The organism is Haliea sp., from assembly GCF_040221975.1.
Taxonomy (GTDB): domain Bacteria; phylum Pseudomonadota; class Gammaproteobacteria; order Pseudomonadales; family Halieaceae; genus Haliea.
In genome coordinates, this window is sequence record NZ_JAVJWR010000033.1 from 280,285 (window position 1) to 295,294 (window position 15,010).

14 protein-coding genes are annotated in these 15,010 nt (G+C 64.6%); 13 read left to right on the forward strand and 1 reads right to left on the reverse strand.

Annotation, left to right across the window (positions count from 1 at the left end; all coding sequences use genetic code 11):
• Positions 1-12 precede the first annotated feature (12 nt).
• The 12 genes from RLO07_RS16340 (at position 13) to RLO07_RS16395 (ending at position 11,993) form a co-directional block, all read left to right on the forward strand.
• A complete protein-coding gene (locus RLO07_RS16340) occupies positions 13-1,488 on the forward strand; it encodes a glyceraldehyde-3-phosphate dehydrogenase (protein WP_462293210.1) in 1,476 nt (491 codons plus the stop codon).
• 145 nt (positions 1,489-1,633) lie between these two features.
• Positions 1,634-2,980 (forward strand): Na(+)-translocating NADH-quinone reductase subunit A, encoded by a 1,347-nt coding sequence (locus RLO07_RS16345; protein ID WP_462293211.1) that lies wholly within the window; start codon positions 1,634-1,636, stop codon positions 2,978-2,980.
• Positions 2,981-2,983: 3 nt separating this feature from the next.
• Positions 2,984-4,186, forward strand: a complete 1,203-nt coding sequence (locus RLO07_RS16350) for an NADH:ubiquinone reductase (Na(+)-transporting) subunit B (RefSeq protein WP_462293212.1) — start codon at positions 2,984-2,986, stop codon at positions 4,184-4,186.
• Positions 4,173-4,946, forward strand: a complete 774-nt coding sequence (locus RLO07_RS16355; RefSeq protein ID WP_462293213.1) for a Na(+)-translocating NADH-quinone reductase subunit C — start codon at positions 4,173-4,175, stop codon at positions 4,944-4,946. The genes RLO07_RS16350 and RLO07_RS16355 overlap by 14 nt, the downstream gene beginning before the upstream one ends.
• A gap of 1 nt (position 4,947) precedes the next feature.
• A complete protein-coding gene (locus tag RLO07_RS16360; RefSeq protein ID WP_462293214.1) occupies positions 4,948-5,610 on the forward strand; it encodes an NADH:ubiquinone reductase (Na(+)-transporting) subunit D in 663 nt (220 codons plus the stop codon).
• Entirely contained in the window at positions 5,610-6,218 is a 609-nt protein-coding gene (gene nqrE, locus RLO07_RS16365; protein WP_462293215.1) for an NADH:ubiquinone reductase (Na(+)-transporting) subunit E, read from the forward strand. The genes RLO07_RS16360 and nqrE overlap by 1 nt, the downstream gene beginning before the upstream one ends.
• A 14-nt stretch (positions 6,219-6,232) precedes the next feature.
• Positions 6,233-7,456 carry an NADH:ubiquinone reductase (Na(+)-transporting) subunit F gene (gene nqrF / locus RLO07_RS16370; protein ID WP_462293216.1) on the forward strand — a complete coding sequence of 408 codons (1,224 nt, stop codon included), beginning with the start codon at positions 6,233-6,235 and terminating at the stop codon, positions 7,454-7,456.
• A gap of 77 nt (positions 7,457-7,533) precedes the next feature.
• A complete protein-coding gene (locus RLO07_RS16375) occupies positions 7,534-8,535 on the forward strand; it encodes an FAD:protein FMN transferase (RefSeq protein ID WP_462293217.1) in 1,002 nt (333 codons plus the stop codon).
• A gap of 29 nt (positions 8,536-8,564) precedes the next feature.
• Positions 8,565-8,798, forward strand: coding sequence for a (Na+)-NQR maturation NqrM (nqrM, locus tag RLO07_RS16380; protein ID WP_462293218.1), 234 nt, complete (start codon positions 8,565-8,567; stop codon positions 8,796-8,798).
• Between the two features lie 66 nt (positions 8,799-8,864).
• Positions 8,865-10,082, forward strand: coding sequence for a lipoprotein-releasing ABC transporter permease subunit (locus tag RLO07_RS16385; protein ID WP_462293504.1), 1,218 nt, complete (start codon positions 8,865-8,867; stop codon positions 10,080-10,082).
• Positions 10,075-10,761, forward strand: a complete 687-nt coding sequence (locus RLO07_RS16390) for an ABC transporter ATP-binding protein (protein WP_462293219.1) — start codon at positions 10,075-10,077, stop codon at positions 10,759-10,761. Before RLO07_RS16385 ends, RLO07_RS16390 begins: the two co-directional genes overlap by 8 nt.
• Entirely contained in the window at positions 10,758-11,993 is a 1,236-nt protein-coding gene (locus RLO07_RS16395) for an FtsX-like permease family protein (RefSeq protein ID WP_462293220.1), read from the forward strand. The genes RLO07_RS16390 and RLO07_RS16395 overlap by 4 nt, the downstream gene beginning before the upstream one ends.
• On the opposite strand, the gene RLO07_RS16400 is transcribed toward RLO07_RS16395, so the two are convergent.
• Positions 11,968-12,549, reverse strand: a complete 582-nt coding sequence (locus tag RLO07_RS16400) for a DUF2062 domain-containing protein (RefSeq protein WP_462293221.1) — start codon at positions 12,547-12,549, stop codon at positions 11,968-11,970. The genes RLO07_RS16395 and RLO07_RS16400 overlap by 26 nt on opposite strands.
• Positions 12,550-12,682: 133 nt before the next feature.
• On the opposite strand from RLO07_RS16400, the gene RLO07_RS16405 reads away from it, so the two are divergent.
• Positions 12,683-14,989, forward strand: a complete 2,307-nt coding sequence (locus RLO07_RS16405) for a DNA internalization-related competence protein ComEC/Rec2 (protein WP_462293222.1) — start codon at positions 12,683-12,685, stop codon at positions 14,987-14,989.
• Positions 14,990-15,010 lie beyond the last annotated feature (21 nt).

Below are 15,010 nucleotides of genomic sequence, written 5' to 3' on the forward strand. Positions count from 1 at the left end.
GGTGACAGACGAGTGAATGAACGCAAGCGAGAGCGCCCCGACGACTATTTCAGGGACTGGAAGGAGCGCGAAGCGCTGGCGGAGGGCATGATCCCGCTGGTGGGTGAACTCTCCCGCCGCAAGAACGTCAAGTGCTACATTTACGGCAAGCCGCTGGTCAACCAGGCCGTGACCCAGATCATGAAGGATCACCGCTATGTGCGCCAGGTGGAGGAAAACGAGCTGTCCGAGTTCGAAACCTTCCCTGTGGTCAAGGCCCTTTCGGAACTGAACCTGGGCCCCGCCCACATCGATATCGGCCGCCTCGCGGTCGCCTATTACGACAAGGGCGATGGCGCCGGCATGAGCGTGGAGGAATATGTCCGCGAGCAGGTAGCGGACCTGATTGGCGCCGACACCAAGCCCGTGGCCGGCCCCGTGGACGTGGTTCTCTACGGCTTCGGCCGTATTGGCCGCCTCATGGCCAGAATCCTGATCGACAAGACTGACGGTGGCGATTCCCTGCGCCTGCGCGCGGTTGTGGTGCGCAAGGGCAAGGCCCCCGACGACCTGGTCAAGCGCGCCAGCCTGCTGCGCCGCGATTCCGTGCACGGCGCCTTCGATGGCACCATACGCGTCGACGAGGAGCGCCAGTCGTTTGTCGCCAATGGCAACGAAGTCAAGGTGATCTACGCCGACTCGCCGGACAGCATCGACTACACCGCCTACGGCATCAACAATGCCATCATCATCGACAACACCGGTGTCTGGCGCGACCGGGAGGGCCTCTCCCTGCACCTGAAATCCAAAGGTGTCAGCAAGGTCATCCTGACGGCGCCGGGCAAGGGTGAGATGAAAAACGTGGTGGCCGGCATCAACCACGGGGCGATTGACGACAGCGACCAGATCGTGTCCGCGGCCTCCTGCACCACCAACGCCATCGTGCCGCCGCTGAAAGCCATGGACGACCGGTTCGGTATCATCAGCGGCCATGTGGAGACAGTGCACGCCTACACCAATGACCAGAACCTCACCGACAACTATCACAAGGCCGACCGCCGCGGTCGCAGCGCGCCCCTGAACATGGTGATCACCGAGACCGGTGCCGCCAAGGCAGTGGCCAAGGTCCTGCCGCAGCTCGAGGGCAAGCTCACCGGCAACGCGATCCGGGTGCCGATCCCCAACGTCTCCATGGCGATTCTCAATTTGACCCTGGGCCAGGCGACCACCAGGGACGAGGTCAACGAGTACATGCGCCACATGGCATTGCACTCGGAAATGCGCAAGCAGATTGACTACTCCAATTCGCCGGAGGTGGTCTCCAGCGATTTCGTCGGCTCCCGTCACGCCTGCATTTACGATGCCCAGGCCACCATCGTCAACGGCACGCAGGCAGTGCTGTACCTGTGGTACGACAACGAGTTCGGTTACAGCTGCCAGGTGTACCGGATCCTGGAGCAGATGGCGGGCATCAATTACGCCCGCTATCCGAAAAAGACACAAGCGTGACGACGGCGTTGTAAAAGTTGTTCAAAATCAACCGGCTGCTGCCGCCCGTTGTGGCCTTTGGGCGGCGGCTTCGGCTATAATGCCCGCCGCTCTGCATCGCGGTTGCGGCCGCCATATCCTTACTTTGAACCTGTAGGCAGATCGTATGATCAAGATCAAGCGGGGCATGGACATCCCCATCCAGGGCGCTCCGAAGCAAGCCATTGAAGATGCCACCGCGGCCCGCGCGGTAGCGTTGCTGGGGCCTGACTACGTGGGCATGAAGCCGACCATGGAAGTCGCCGAGGGCGACCGGGTCAAGGCCGGCCAGTTGCTCTTTACCGACAAGAAAACCGACGGTGTGCGCTACACTGCCCCCGCGGGCGGCGTGGTCGCGGCCATCAACCGCGGTGCCCGCCGGGCCCTGCAGTCGGTCGTGATCGAGGTCGAGGGCGACGCCTCCGAAAGCTTCCCCTCCTGGAGCGCGGGCGACGCCCGGGCACTGGAACCCCAGGCCATTCGCGACCATCTCAACCTCACTGGCCAGTGGACTGCGCTGCGCACGCGCCCCTTCAGCCGCGTGCCGGCGCTGGATGCAGAGGCCGCGGCCATCTTCATCACCGCTATCGATACCCATCCGCTGGCAGCGGACCCCGCGGTTATTATTGCCGAGGAACCCGAGGCCTTCGCCCTCGGCCAGGATCTGCTGGCTCGCCTCACCGCAGGCAAGGTCTACCTGTGCGCGGCGCCGGGCGCGAATTTGCCGCAGGGGCAGGCGGGAAATATTGAACTGGCCGAATTTTCCGGCCCCCACCCCGCGGGCCTCGCCGGCACTCACATCCATTTTGTGCTCGGCGGCGTCAGCGCCAGCAAGGTGGTGTGGACCATCGGCTACCAGGAGGTGATCGCCTTTGGTCGCCTGTTCCTGGATGGCCAGATTCATACCACCCGGGTGATCGCCCTGGCCGGCCCGCAGGTCGAGAACCCGCGTCTGCTGCGCACCCGCCTCGGGGCTGACCTGCAGGCGCTGTGCGCCGGGGAATTGAAGGAGGGTGACAACCGGGTGATTTCCGGCTCCGTTCTCGGCGGACGCCGGGTACAGGCACCAACGGCCTACCTCGGTCGCTATCACAACCAGGTCACCGCGCTGCGCGAAGGTCGCGATCGGGCCTTCATGGGCTGGCTGTCCCCGGGCACGGAAAAGCACTCCAGTCTCGGCATTTACCTGAGCAGCCTGTTCGGCCTCAAGCCGCTGGCGATGACTACCAACACCAATGGCAGCCAGCGCGCCATGGTGCCCGTGGGCACCTATGAAACCGTGGTGCCCCAGGATTACCTGCCCACTCACCTGTTGCGGGCGCTGATCGTCGGCGACACCGAAACCGCCCAATCCCTGGGCTGTCTCGACCTCGACGAGGAAGACCTGGCGCTGTGTACCTATGTCTGCCCCGGCAAGTACGAGTACGGTCCCATTTTGCGGGACAACCTGACACGCATTGAGAAGGAGGGTTAGACCGTGGGACTGCGCAAGATCCTTGACGGTGTCGAGCACCATTTCGAAGAGGGTGGCCGCTACAAGAAGTGGTACCCTCTGTACGAAGCGGTGGACACCATTTTTTACTCTCCCGCTTCGGTAACCCGCAGCACCGCCCACGTACGCGACGGTATCGACCTCAAGCGCATCATGATCACGGTGTGGTTCGCGGCCTTCCCGGCGATGTTCTACGGCATGTACAACCTGGGCTTCCAGGCCAACGACATCCTCGCCGCCAGCGGCGGCACGGTGGACGGCTGGCGCGGCAGCCTGATCGGCGCTGTCGGTGGCTACGACCCCACCAGCCTCTGGGACTGCTTCTTCTTCGGTGCCCTGTACTTCCTGCCTATCTATTTCGTCACCTTCGTCGTGGGCGGCTTCTGGGAAGTGCTGTTCGCGATGAAGCGCGGCCACGAGGTCAACGAGGGCTTCTTCGTCACTTCGATCCTGTTCGCCCTGATCTGCCCGCCCGACGTGCCCCTGTGGCAGGTCGCGCTGGGCATCAGCTTCGGCGTGGTGATCGGCAAGGAAGTGTTCGGCGGCACCGGCAAGAACTTTCTCAACCCGGCCCTGACCGGTCGCGCCTTCCTCTACTTCGCCTACCCGGCGCAAATGTCCGGCGATGCCGTGTGGACCGCAGTGGACGGCTACACCGGCGCGACCCCGCTGTCGGTGGTGGCTTCCGATGGCATGGCGGCCCTGCAGCAGCAGATCACCTGGATGGACGCCTTCGTCGGCTCCATTCCCGGTTCCATCGGCGAGACCTCCACCCTGGCGATCCTGATCGGCGGCGCGCTGTTGCTGGTGACCCGCATCGCCTCCTGGCGCATCGTTGCCGGCGTGTTCCTGGGCATGGTGGCCCTGTCGACCCTGTTCAACATCATCGGCTCCGACACCAATCCGGCCTTTGCCATGCCCTGGTACTGGCACCTGGTGGTGGGCGGTTTTGCCTTCGGCATGATGTTCATGGCCACCGACCCGGTCTCCGCTGCCTTTACCAATACCGGCAAGTTTGCCTACGGCATCCTGATCGGCCTGATGTGCGTGTTGATCCGCGTGGTCAATCCGGCCTTCCCCGAGGGCATCATGCTGGCGATCCTGTTTGCAAACCTGTTCGCTCCGCTCATGGACCACTTCGTGATCCAGTCCAACATCAAACGGAGGCTTGCCCGTGTCCAAGAATGACGGCATCAGGAAGACCCTGCTGGTCGCCTTCTCCCTCTGCATCGTCTGCTCGGTGGTGGTTTCCACCGCGGCGGTGCTGCTGAAGCCGGCCCAGGAAGCCAACAAGACCCTGGATCGCAAGCGCAATATCCTCGCCGCGGCGGGGATGCTGCAAGAAGGGGCCTCGATCGAGGAGCAGTTTGCCCAGATCCAGACCCGGGTCGTGGACCTGCGCACCGGCCGCTTCACCGATGCAGTCGACCCGGCCAGCTACGAACCGGTAAAGGCGGCCAAGGACCCGTCGCGCTCCATGAACCTGAGCCAGCAGGAAGATATCGCCGGTATCGGCCGTCGCGAGGACTACGCCCTGGTGTATCTGGTGGAGTCTGCCAGCGGCGACTGGGAGAAGGTCATCCTGCCGGTGCGCGGTTACGGTCTGTGGTCCACCCTGTACGGCTTCATCGCCCTGGAATCGGACGCCAACACCGTGGCCGGGCTGGGCTTCTACGAGCACGGCGAGACCCCCGGCCTCGGCGGCGAGGTCGACAACCCGCGCTGGAAATCCCAGTGGCCCGGCAAGCAGGTCTACCGCGGCGGCGAGGTCGAACTCGCCCTGGCCAAGGGTAGCGTGGATGCCGGCAGTCCCGATGCCCGCTGGCGTGTGGACGGTCTCTCCGGGGCCACCCTGACCTCGCGTGGCGTCACTCAACTGGTGCATTTCTGGCTGGGTGAGCAGGGCTACGAGCCGTTTCTCAACAACCTGAAAGCCGGGGAGGCCTGACATGACGACCATGAAAGAAACCCTTGTTACCCCGATCTTCAAGGACAACCCGATTGCCCTGCAGATCCTCGGTATCTGCTCCGCACTGGCGGTCACCTCGTCTCTGCAGGTGACCGTGGTGATGTGCATCGCCCTTACCCTGGTGACCGCCTTTTCCAGTCTGTTTATTTCCTCGATCCGGACCCACATCCCTGGCAGCATCCGCATTATCGTGCAGATGACGATCATCGCCTCGCTGGTGATTGTGGTCGACCAGATCCTGAAGGCGGTGGCCTATGACATCAGCAAGCAGCTGTCGGTGTTCGTCGGTCTGATCATTACCAACTGCATCGTCATGGGCCGGGCGGAAGCCTTCGCCATGAAGAACCCGCCGCTGCCCAGCTTTTTCGATGGCATTGGCAACGGTCTCGGTTACAGCGTGGTGCTGCTGGCGGTCGCCTTCTTCCGCGAGCTGTTCGGCTCCGGCAAACTGTTCGGCATGGAGGTGCTGCCGCTGGTCACAGAGGGCGGCTGGTACAACCCCAACGGCCTGCTGCTGCTGCCCCCCAGCGCCTTCTTCCTGATTGGTGCTTTTATCTGGATCCTGCGCAGCGTTGACAGGAAGCAGGTCGAGGAACCGGATTTCCGCATGGCCAAGCACACGGCAGCCGAGGAGGGCGCGTGATGGAACAGTACCTGAGCCTATTCATTCGCGCAGTATTCATCGAGAACATGGCGCTGGCCTTCTTCCTTGGGATGTGCACGTTCCTGGCGATCTCCAAGAAAGTGCAGGCGGCCATCGGCCTCGGTATCGCGGTCATCGTGGTCCTGACCATTACCGTACCGGTGAACAACCTGATCTACAACTACCTGCTGGCGGAAGGGGCCCTGGCCTGGGCCGGATTGCCGGATGTGGACCTGAGTTTCCTTGGCCTGCTGTCCTACATCGGCGTGATCGCGGCGATTGTCCAGATTATGGAGATGTTTCTCGACAAGTATGTCCCGGCTCTCTACAACGCCCTGGGGGTATTCCTGCCCCTGATCACGGTAAACTGCGCCATTCTCGGTGGCGCCCTGTTCATGGTGGAGCGCGACTACAACTTTGGCGAAAGCGTGGTCTTCGGCGCTGGCGCCGGGGTCGGCTGGGCGCTGGCGATCGTGGCGCTGGCGGGCATTCGCGAGAAACTCAAGTACAGTGATGTGCCCGATGGCCTGCAGGGCCTGGGCATAACCTTTATCACGGTGGGCCTGATGTCGCTGGGCTTCATGTCCTTCGGCGGTATGAACCTCTAGGCGGAAATGTTGATATGAATCTGACGATTGTACTCGGCGTCACCATGTTCACGGCGATCGTGCTCGCCCTGGTGGCGGTTATTCTCAGTGCCCGCTCGCGCCTGGTCAGCAGCGGCGAGGTGGCGATCGAGATCAACGGCGAAAAAACCATCCACGTGCCAGCCGGCGGAAAATTGTTGCAGACCCTGTCCGAGAGCGGCCTGTTCCTGCCCTCTGCCTGCGGTGGCGGCGGTACCTGCGCCCAGTGCAAGTGCATCATCAAGGAGGGCGGCGGCGCCATGCTGCCGACCGAAGAGAACCACTTTACCCGCCGCGACGCGCAAGAGGGCTGGCGCCTCAGCTGCCAGGCCGCGGTCAAGCAGGACATGAAGATCGAGGTCCCGGAAGAGGTCTTCGGCGTCAAGCAGTGGGAGTGCACGGTCGAGAGCAACCCCAACGTCGCCACCTTCATCAAGGAACTGACCCTGCGTCTGCCGGAAGGCGAGAACGTGGACTTCCGCGCCGGTGGCTATGTGCAGCTGGAGTGCCCGCCGCATCACGTCAAGTTCAAGGACTTCGATATCGAGGAGGAGTATCGCGGCGACTGGGAGCGCTTCGGTTTCTTCAAGCTGGAGTCCGAGGTCAAGGAGACCACCATCCGCGCCTACTCGATGGCCAACTACCCGGAAGAGCGCGGTGTGGTCAAGTTCAATATCCGCATCGCCACCCCGCCCCCGGGCAGCGAGGGCATTCCGCCCGGGATTATGTCTTCCTGGGTGTTCAACCTTAAGCCCGGCGACAAGGTCAAGGTGTACGGCCCATTCGGGGAGTTCTTTGCCAAGGACACCGATGCCGAGATGATCTTCATCGGCGGCGGCGCCGGCATGGCGCCGATGCGCTCGCACCTGTTCGACCAGCTCAAGCGCCTCAACAGCAAGCGCAAGATCTCGTTCTGGTACGGCGCGCGCTCGCTGAAAGAGATGTTCTATGTCGAGGACTACGACAGTCTTGCGGCGGAGAATGACAACTTCGAATGGCACGTGGCGCTCTCGGACCCCCAGCCCGAGGACAACTGGGATGGTCTCACCGGCTTTATCCACACCGTGCTCTACGAGCAGTACCTGAAGGACCACCCGGCTCCGGAGGACTGCGAGTACTACATGTGCGGGCCGCCAATGATGAACGCCGCCGTGATCCGTATGCTCACCGACCTGGGCGTGGAGCCGGAAAACATCCTGCTGGACGACTTCGGCGGCTGATGGCGGCCATGTCCCGAAGGCAAAGCCACTCTTCGGGGTGGCTTTTTTGTAGGTCCGCAGCTGCCGCGCTGGCGCTGGTGCTGGCAGGACTGCTGCTGGCAGGCTGCCAGCGCCAGCCCCTGCCGGTGGAACTGTCCGGGGCAACCATGGGCACCAGCTGGCATGTGACCTATCTGCCGGTCGCCAACGGGTTTGAGCCCGAGGCAGTACAGGCCGAGCTTGAGGCACTGCTGGTCGCGATCAACGACAGCATGTCCACCTGGCAGACGGATTCCGAGATCAGCCGTTTCAACCGCTCTTCTCCGGGGGCGTGGGTTGCCGTCTCCACCTCCTTTGCCGAGGTGGTCGCGGAAGCCCTGGCGATAGGCGAGCTGTCAGGGGGAGCCTACGACGTTACCGTGGGCCCGCTGGTGGAGCTGTGGGGATTTGGCCCGGCCCGGCCACGCATTGATGTGCCCAGCGCCGCTGCCATCCGCGAGCGCCAGCAGCAGGTTGGACAGCAGTTCCTCGAGCTGGACCTGGAGCAGGGCCGCATGCGGCGCCTGCGGGAAGTGGAGCTGGATCTCTCATCCATTGCCAAGGGTTATGCCGTGGATGTGCTGGCGGAAGCCCTGCTGGCGCAACAAATTACCGATTTCCTGGTCGAAGTGGGTGGTGAGATGCGCTTGTCCGGCAGCAGCCCCAGGGGGGATGCCTGGCGGGTGGCGGTGGAGCGGCCGCAGCCGGGAGCACGCTCGGTGGCCCTGGGAATAGCCCTGACGGATGCGGCGGTGGCCACCTCGGGCGACTACCGCAACTATTTCGAGGTCGACGGACGCCGCTACTCCCACAGCATCGACCCGCGCAGTGGCCGACCGGTGGCTCACGACCTGGTGTCGGTGACGGTAATCGCAGCCGACTGCATGGGTGCTGATGCCTGGGCCACAGCGCTCACCGTGCTCGGCGCCGAGCAGGCACTGGCACTGGCCGAGGACCAGGGCCTCGCGGTATATTTGCTGCGCCGTGACGGTGAGCGTATCGTGCCCTCATATTCAAGCGCTTTCGAGCCCTGGCTCGAGGTGTCGACCCGGATTGACTAGCGGCGATTGCCGCCGCAAGGAAGAAAGCCATGACTACCTTCATTCTCACCGCTGTGTTTATCGGTCTCATGATGACCATCATGGCCGTCGGTGTGCTCTTAGGCCGCGGTCCGATCAAGGGCTCCTGCGGCGGCATGGGTGCTCTGGGCTTTGACACGGCCTGTGATATCTGCGGCGGCAATCCCTCGCTCTGCGAGGAGGAAAACCGCGACAGCAAGACCCCCCCGGCGGACAGCGGGCAGTTTTATTCCGCCGATCGCTAGCCTTCTGCGCAACGGATCTCGCCTGGCAGTCATACCCTGAACGCGCGCTATATACTGTTTGTCGGCCTGCGCTACAGCTTCAGCCGCAAACGCAACCGGTTCGCCAGCGTCATCGCCCTGGTCTCCATGCTGGGTATGGTACTGGGAGTGGCCAGCCTGATCACGGTGCTCGCGATCATGAATGGTTTCGCCGGAGAGCTGCGCGGGCGCATCCTCTCGCTGGTTCCGCACGGCTACGTGGAACCCGTCGACAGGGGGCAACTGGAGAACTGGCGGGCGCTGGCGAACACTCTGGAAATGCAGCCGCAGATCCTCGCTCTGGCCCCCTACATCAGCGATAAAGTGATTGTTGCCGGCCCGGCACAGCTGCGCGGGGCGGTACTGACCGCGATCGAGCCCTCTCTGGAGGCAGGTGTTTCCGGGATAGCGGCAGCGATGGTCCACGGCAGTCTCACTGACCTGCAGGCGGAACCCTTCAGCGTGGTGCTCGGTATCAGCCTGGCCCGGGCGCTCGGCGTGGGCCCCGGTGACAGCGTCGAGGTCACCATTCCCCGGCTTACCGTCACCCCTCTGGGCACCTTCCCGCGCAGCAAGCGGCTCCGGGTCACGGGGCTGTTCCAGATCAACGCCCAGCCGGATGGTCACCAGGCCTATGTGTCACTGCAGACGGGGCAGCGCCTGTTCGCCACCGGCAGCGCAGTCGACGGGCTGCAGGTCCGGACTGCGGATCTGATGACCGCCCCGCAGCAATTGGCGGCGCTGGCACCGGTCCTGCCGCCAGGGCTGGTGGTGCGCGACTGGAGCCAGACCCAGGGCAGCCTGTTCCGGGCGGTAAAAATGGAAAAGATCATGGTGGGCCTGCTGTTGCTGAGCGTGGTCGCAGTCGCGGCCTTCAATATCGTCTCCTCCCTGGTCATGTCGGTGGCGGAAAAGCGCGGCGATATCGCCGTACTGCGCACCATGGGCGCCCGCGCCGGCGGTATCATGGGCATTTTCGTCGCCCACGGCCTGGGGCTGGCCGCCGCCGGGATAGGCTGCGGTACCCTGCTGGGTGTGCTGCTGGCATCCAATGTCGCCGCGGTCACCGCCCGCCTGGAAGACTGGCTGGGAATGAAGCTGTTTGACCCGGCGGTGTATTTTATCAGCGAGCTGCCGGCGGATTTGCTGTGGCAGGACGTGCTCTGGGTGGTGGCCGCAGCGCTGCTGCTCAGCCTCGTCGCAACATTGTACCCGGCCTGGCGCGCCGCTCGCATCGCCCCCGCTGAGGTATTGCGCTATGAATGATCCGGTCGTGCTCTGTGCCGACAATCTGGGCCGGGTATACCGGGATGGCAATCGCGAGGTCAAGGTACTGGATGGCCTGCAGCTGGCCCTGCACCCAGGGGAGAAAGTGGCCATCGTCGGCGCTTCAGGCTCCGGCAAATCGACCCTGCTCAACCTGCTTGGCGGCCTCGATGAACCCAGTTCCGGGCGCGTACTGATGCGCGGACAGGACCTGGCGGCACTGGGCGAACGCGATCTCTGTCGCTGGCGCAACCGCCACCTCGGTTTTGTCTACCAGTTCCACCACCTGCTGCCCGAGTTCGATGCCCGCGAAAACGTCGCCATGCCCCTGCTGATCGGCGGCACGCGCCGGCGCCAGGCCTGGCAGCGCGCCGAGGAGATGCTCGCCGGGGTGGGGATGGGCCACCGCCTGCAACATCGCCCCGGGGAGTTGTCCGGTGGCGAGCGCCAGCGGGTGGCCATTGCCAGGGCGCTGGTAACCACTCCCGACTGTGTATTGATGGACGAGCCTACCGGCAACCTGGACCCGGAGTCGGCGGCGCAGGTACTGACGCTGATCGATTCCCTCAGCGCCGGCAGTACCGCCTTTGTGGTGGTCACCCACGACCCGGCCATTGCCCGGCGCATGGACCGTACGCTGGAACTGTTGCAGGGCACATTGCTGGAGCGGGGCCCGTGAGTCGGCTTGAACTGCTGCGGATCGCGCTGCGCTACAGCTTTGCCTTCGGCCGCGGCTATCTGTCCACCTTCCTGTCCTCACTTTCTACCCTGGGCCTGGTCCTGGCCATCGGCCTGCTGATTGCGGTGCTGTCGGTGATGAACGGCTTCGACAAGGAGATGCGCGAACGGATTCTGGCGCTGGTACCCCACATTACCGTCCACGCGCAGCAGCCATTGCTGGATTGGCAGACACTGGCCGCGGACCTGCAGGCGCACCCGGAGATCGTTTCGGCGGTCCCTTTCGTCCAGTTTGACGCTTTGTTCCTGCGTGGCACTGCCATTGAAACCGCCATTGGCCTGGGTCTGGAACCGGGTGGCGACCAGGGTCTTCTGGGGGCGCTGCCAGCGTCGCTGCAAGCGCAGTTTGCCGCAGTGGGGGAGGGGCTGTTGCTGGGCAGCGGTCTCGCTGAGCGGCTGGGGGCCCAGGTCGGCGACCGCCTGACCCTGATCGTGCCCGGCGCCGTTGGCGGCGCCCCGGCGCAGACCCGCTTTGCCAGTGTCACCCTGGCCGGCGTGCTGGCCACCGGTACCGAACTGGACGAGTCGGCGGCGGTGGTGCAGCTGGCGCAGGCGGCGGACCTGGCGGGGCTGGATGGCGGCGTCAGTGGCCTGCAGTTGCAGACCCGGGATCTGTTTGGCGTCAGCCGCCTGGGCTGGGAGTTGCTGGGGGCGCTACCTGCAGGCTTCTACACCAGCAACTGGATGATGACCCACGGCAACCTCTACGCCGCGATCCAGCTCTCCCGCGACCTGGTCAGCATCCTGCTGTTCTCGATTATTGCCGTCGCCGCGTTCAACGTGGTGTCATCGCTGGTGCTGGTGGTATTCGACAAGCAGGGGGATATCGCCATCCTCCGCACGCTGGGCGCATCGGGCGCCGACATTACCTGGATATTCATCCTCCAGGGCGCCATGATCGGCGCCGTCGGGGTGGCGCTGGGTGCTGTCTGCGGCGTACTCCTCAGCCTGGGGATACCGCCTCTGGTGGCGGCGCTGGAACAGTTGCTGGGACTGCGTTTCCTCAGCACCGACGTCTACCCGGTGTCATTCCTGCCGGTGGATATCCTGCTTGCGGACATTGCCCTGGTCTGCGCCGTGGCCTTCGTCATGTGCGTACTCGCGGCACTCTATCCTGCACGCCGTGCCGCGCGCCTGGCACCGGCGCTCATTCTCCACCAGGAGCGGGTTTAGTGTCCGTCCGGGGAGTTCGATGAGTACGCGGCAGGCCGTGGCGGGCACGGTGCAGTTTACGTCTCCGCCACTGCCTGCCCACGCGCCAGCGCCAGAGCAGGTGTACAGCCGTATAGCCCAGGGAACCGAACAACAGGCCACACAGCAGACTGCCCACCAGTAGCGGCTTCCAGAGCAACCCGATACGGGTGCTGATCCAGGCAGCGCTCATCTCGAATTCCGCCACCTGCACCGGCACGTCGATCAACAGCGCGCCGACCCGGTAGGAGATATAAAAAATGGCCGGCATGGTCACCGGATTGGTAATCCATACCAGAACCACGGACAGCGGGAGGTTGCAGCGCAGGAGCACCGCGAGGACGGCCGCCACCAGCATCTGCCCGGGAATCGGCAAGAAGGCGACGAAGATACCAACAAAGAACGCCATCGACGCTGAATAGCGGTTGATGTGCCAGAGATTGGTCTGGTAGATCCAGTCGCCCAGCACGTGCAGGGCTTCGATCTCGCGAATCCTGGTGGGCGTTGGCAGCCATTGCTTCAGGGTTTTTCTCGGCATGAGAACTCTGGTCGGAATGGACGTGTAAAGAAATTACGCACTGTGCTTGACTGTGTAGCGGGCGTCGAACCTCGGGCGCCAGCAAGGAGGCGCAGGGTGGCATTATGAAGGCAAAAACCCCGCAGAACCATCAATGAGACCCGCGCTTGGCGGTTTTGTTGCCAGCATTATCGGCGTTGGCCAGGCACCGGCGCTGCCGCCAGCGTGGGGAGGAGTACTGCTGGGCCTGGCGGCAGTGCTGCTGTCTTGCAGGCGGGGCCACTGGCGTACCCTGGCAGCCTGCGTGGCCGGGGCAGGGCTGGCAGTGAGCTACGGTCATGCCCTGTTGGAGCGACGCCTTCCCGATGCCTGTGAACGGGTACCGCTGTCGGTGACCGGTACTGTCGCCAGCCTGCCCAGGGTCACGCTGTATCCCGACGGGCGTCGCCAGCAGCGCTTCGAATTCCTCAGCGACCCGCTGTCTCTGGCCCACTGCCGCGGCCCGCGCAGGCTGCTGTTGAACGCGCCTGGCGAGCCGCAGCTGACAGCGGGCGAGCGCTGGCAGCTCGACGTGCTGCTGCGCCGTCCCTGGGGCCTGGTCAATCCCGGTTCGTTCAACATGCAGGCCTGGTACGCGCAGACCGGCATTGATGCCGTGGGCAGCGTCCGCAGCGCAGCGCCGGCGCTGCGTTTGGCGGAGCCGGGGGTCGCGGCCATGCACCAGCACTACCGACAGCGGCTCAGCGAGCAGATCCTGGCCGCTCTCGGGGAAGGCTCTGCGAGTGCCATCCTGCGGGCGCTGGTGGTGGCCGACCGCAGCGGCCTGGACCACGCCATGTGGACCCTGTTCCGCCAGTACGGGATCAGCCATCTGCTGGTCATCTCGGGACTGCACGTGGGCATGGTGGCCGCCTGCGGGTTTCTGCTGGGGGGGATTCTGGTGCGGGGCCTGGCGCTGGCGGGGATTTATCGCGGCAGCGCCCTGGTCGGGCCTCTGTCCGCACTGGTTTTCGCTACGGCCTACACGACTCTGGCCGGTTTCAGCCTCGCCACCACCAGGGCCTGGCTGATGCTGTTCTGTTTCCTGCTGGCGAGCCTGTGCGGGCGGCCGGGCCTGTCCTGGAACAATCTGCTGCTGGCCGCCGCGCTACTGTTGGCTCTGAACCCGCTGGCGGCACTGGGGGCGGGGTTCTGGTTGTCCTTCGGCTCGGTCGCCTGCCTGTTGTGGCTGGCCCTGTGGCGACCCCGGTCCGGCCTCGCCGGGCGCTGGCTGGGAACCCACGCCTACATGTGCCTGGCGATGTTGCCGCTCTCCGGCTGGTGGTTTGGCGGCGCCAGCCAGGTGGCGGCCGCGGCGAACGCGGTACTGGTGCCGCTGATGGGCCTGGGCGTGGTGCCGCTGGCGTTGCTGGGAGTGATGCTGGCGCCGTTCAGCGGCAACCTGGCGGGCAAAGCCTGGGGGCTGGCGGCCTGGCCACTGCAACAGCTGTTGCCCTTGGGCCAGGCAGGCGCGCAAGACCACCCGGAATGGCTGTATGCCACGCTGACCCCGACCCTCCCGGCAGTGGCGCTGGCGCTTGTTGCCCTGGCACTGGCGGTGATGCCGCTGCGCAGCCTCCGAAAACTGCTGCTGTTGACGCCCTTGCTGCTGCCCCTGCTGTTGCCGCTGCACGGTCAGCGAACAGCCGCGGCCGATGCGGTGCAAATCATCGCCCTCGATGTAGGACAGGGCACCGCGGTACTGGTCTATGACCGCGATCACGCCATGCTCTATGATACCGGCGGCGGCGTGCCCGGAGGCCCTGACCTGGCGGACTCGGTCATCCTGCCCCTGTTACGCAGCCGCGGTATCAGCCGCCTGGATACCCTGATCGTCAGTCACGCTGACCACGATCACAGCGCAGGCCTGGACACCCTGCGCGCGCGCCTGCCCCTGGAGACACTGCTGGTGGGCGCTGACATGGCAGCTGAGCCGGGAGCGACGGTATGCCGGGCCGGCATGGCCTGGCGCTGGCCCGGCGGCGTTCGCTTCCAGGTCCTTGCGCCCGCAACTGGCGAGGCGCTCGCTCGCAACGACGGTTCCTGTGTCTTGCGCCTGCAGGCTCACGGCCACAGCCTGCTGCTGCCCGGCGATATCGGCGCCGATCGCGAGCGGCAACTGGTGCGCTACTGGCGCGAGAGCCTGGCCAGTGACCTGGTACTGGCGCCCCACCACGGCAGCAATACCTCGTCGTCGAGCGCCTGGCTGAAACAGGTGGATCCGTCACTGGTGGTGTACACCCACGGCCGCGCCAACCATTACGGACACCCCGCCGCAGCGGTCACCGAGCGCCATGCGCTACTGGGCATTGCCACCCGCAGCACTGCCCTGGAAGGGGCGCTGGAGTGGACCCTGCGCCCGGGTCAGGCGCCACAGCTGCTGGCTCACCGCAGCCGCTTCCCTCGCTACTGGGAACAGTAGCTGCCCTGTGCGTATAATGCG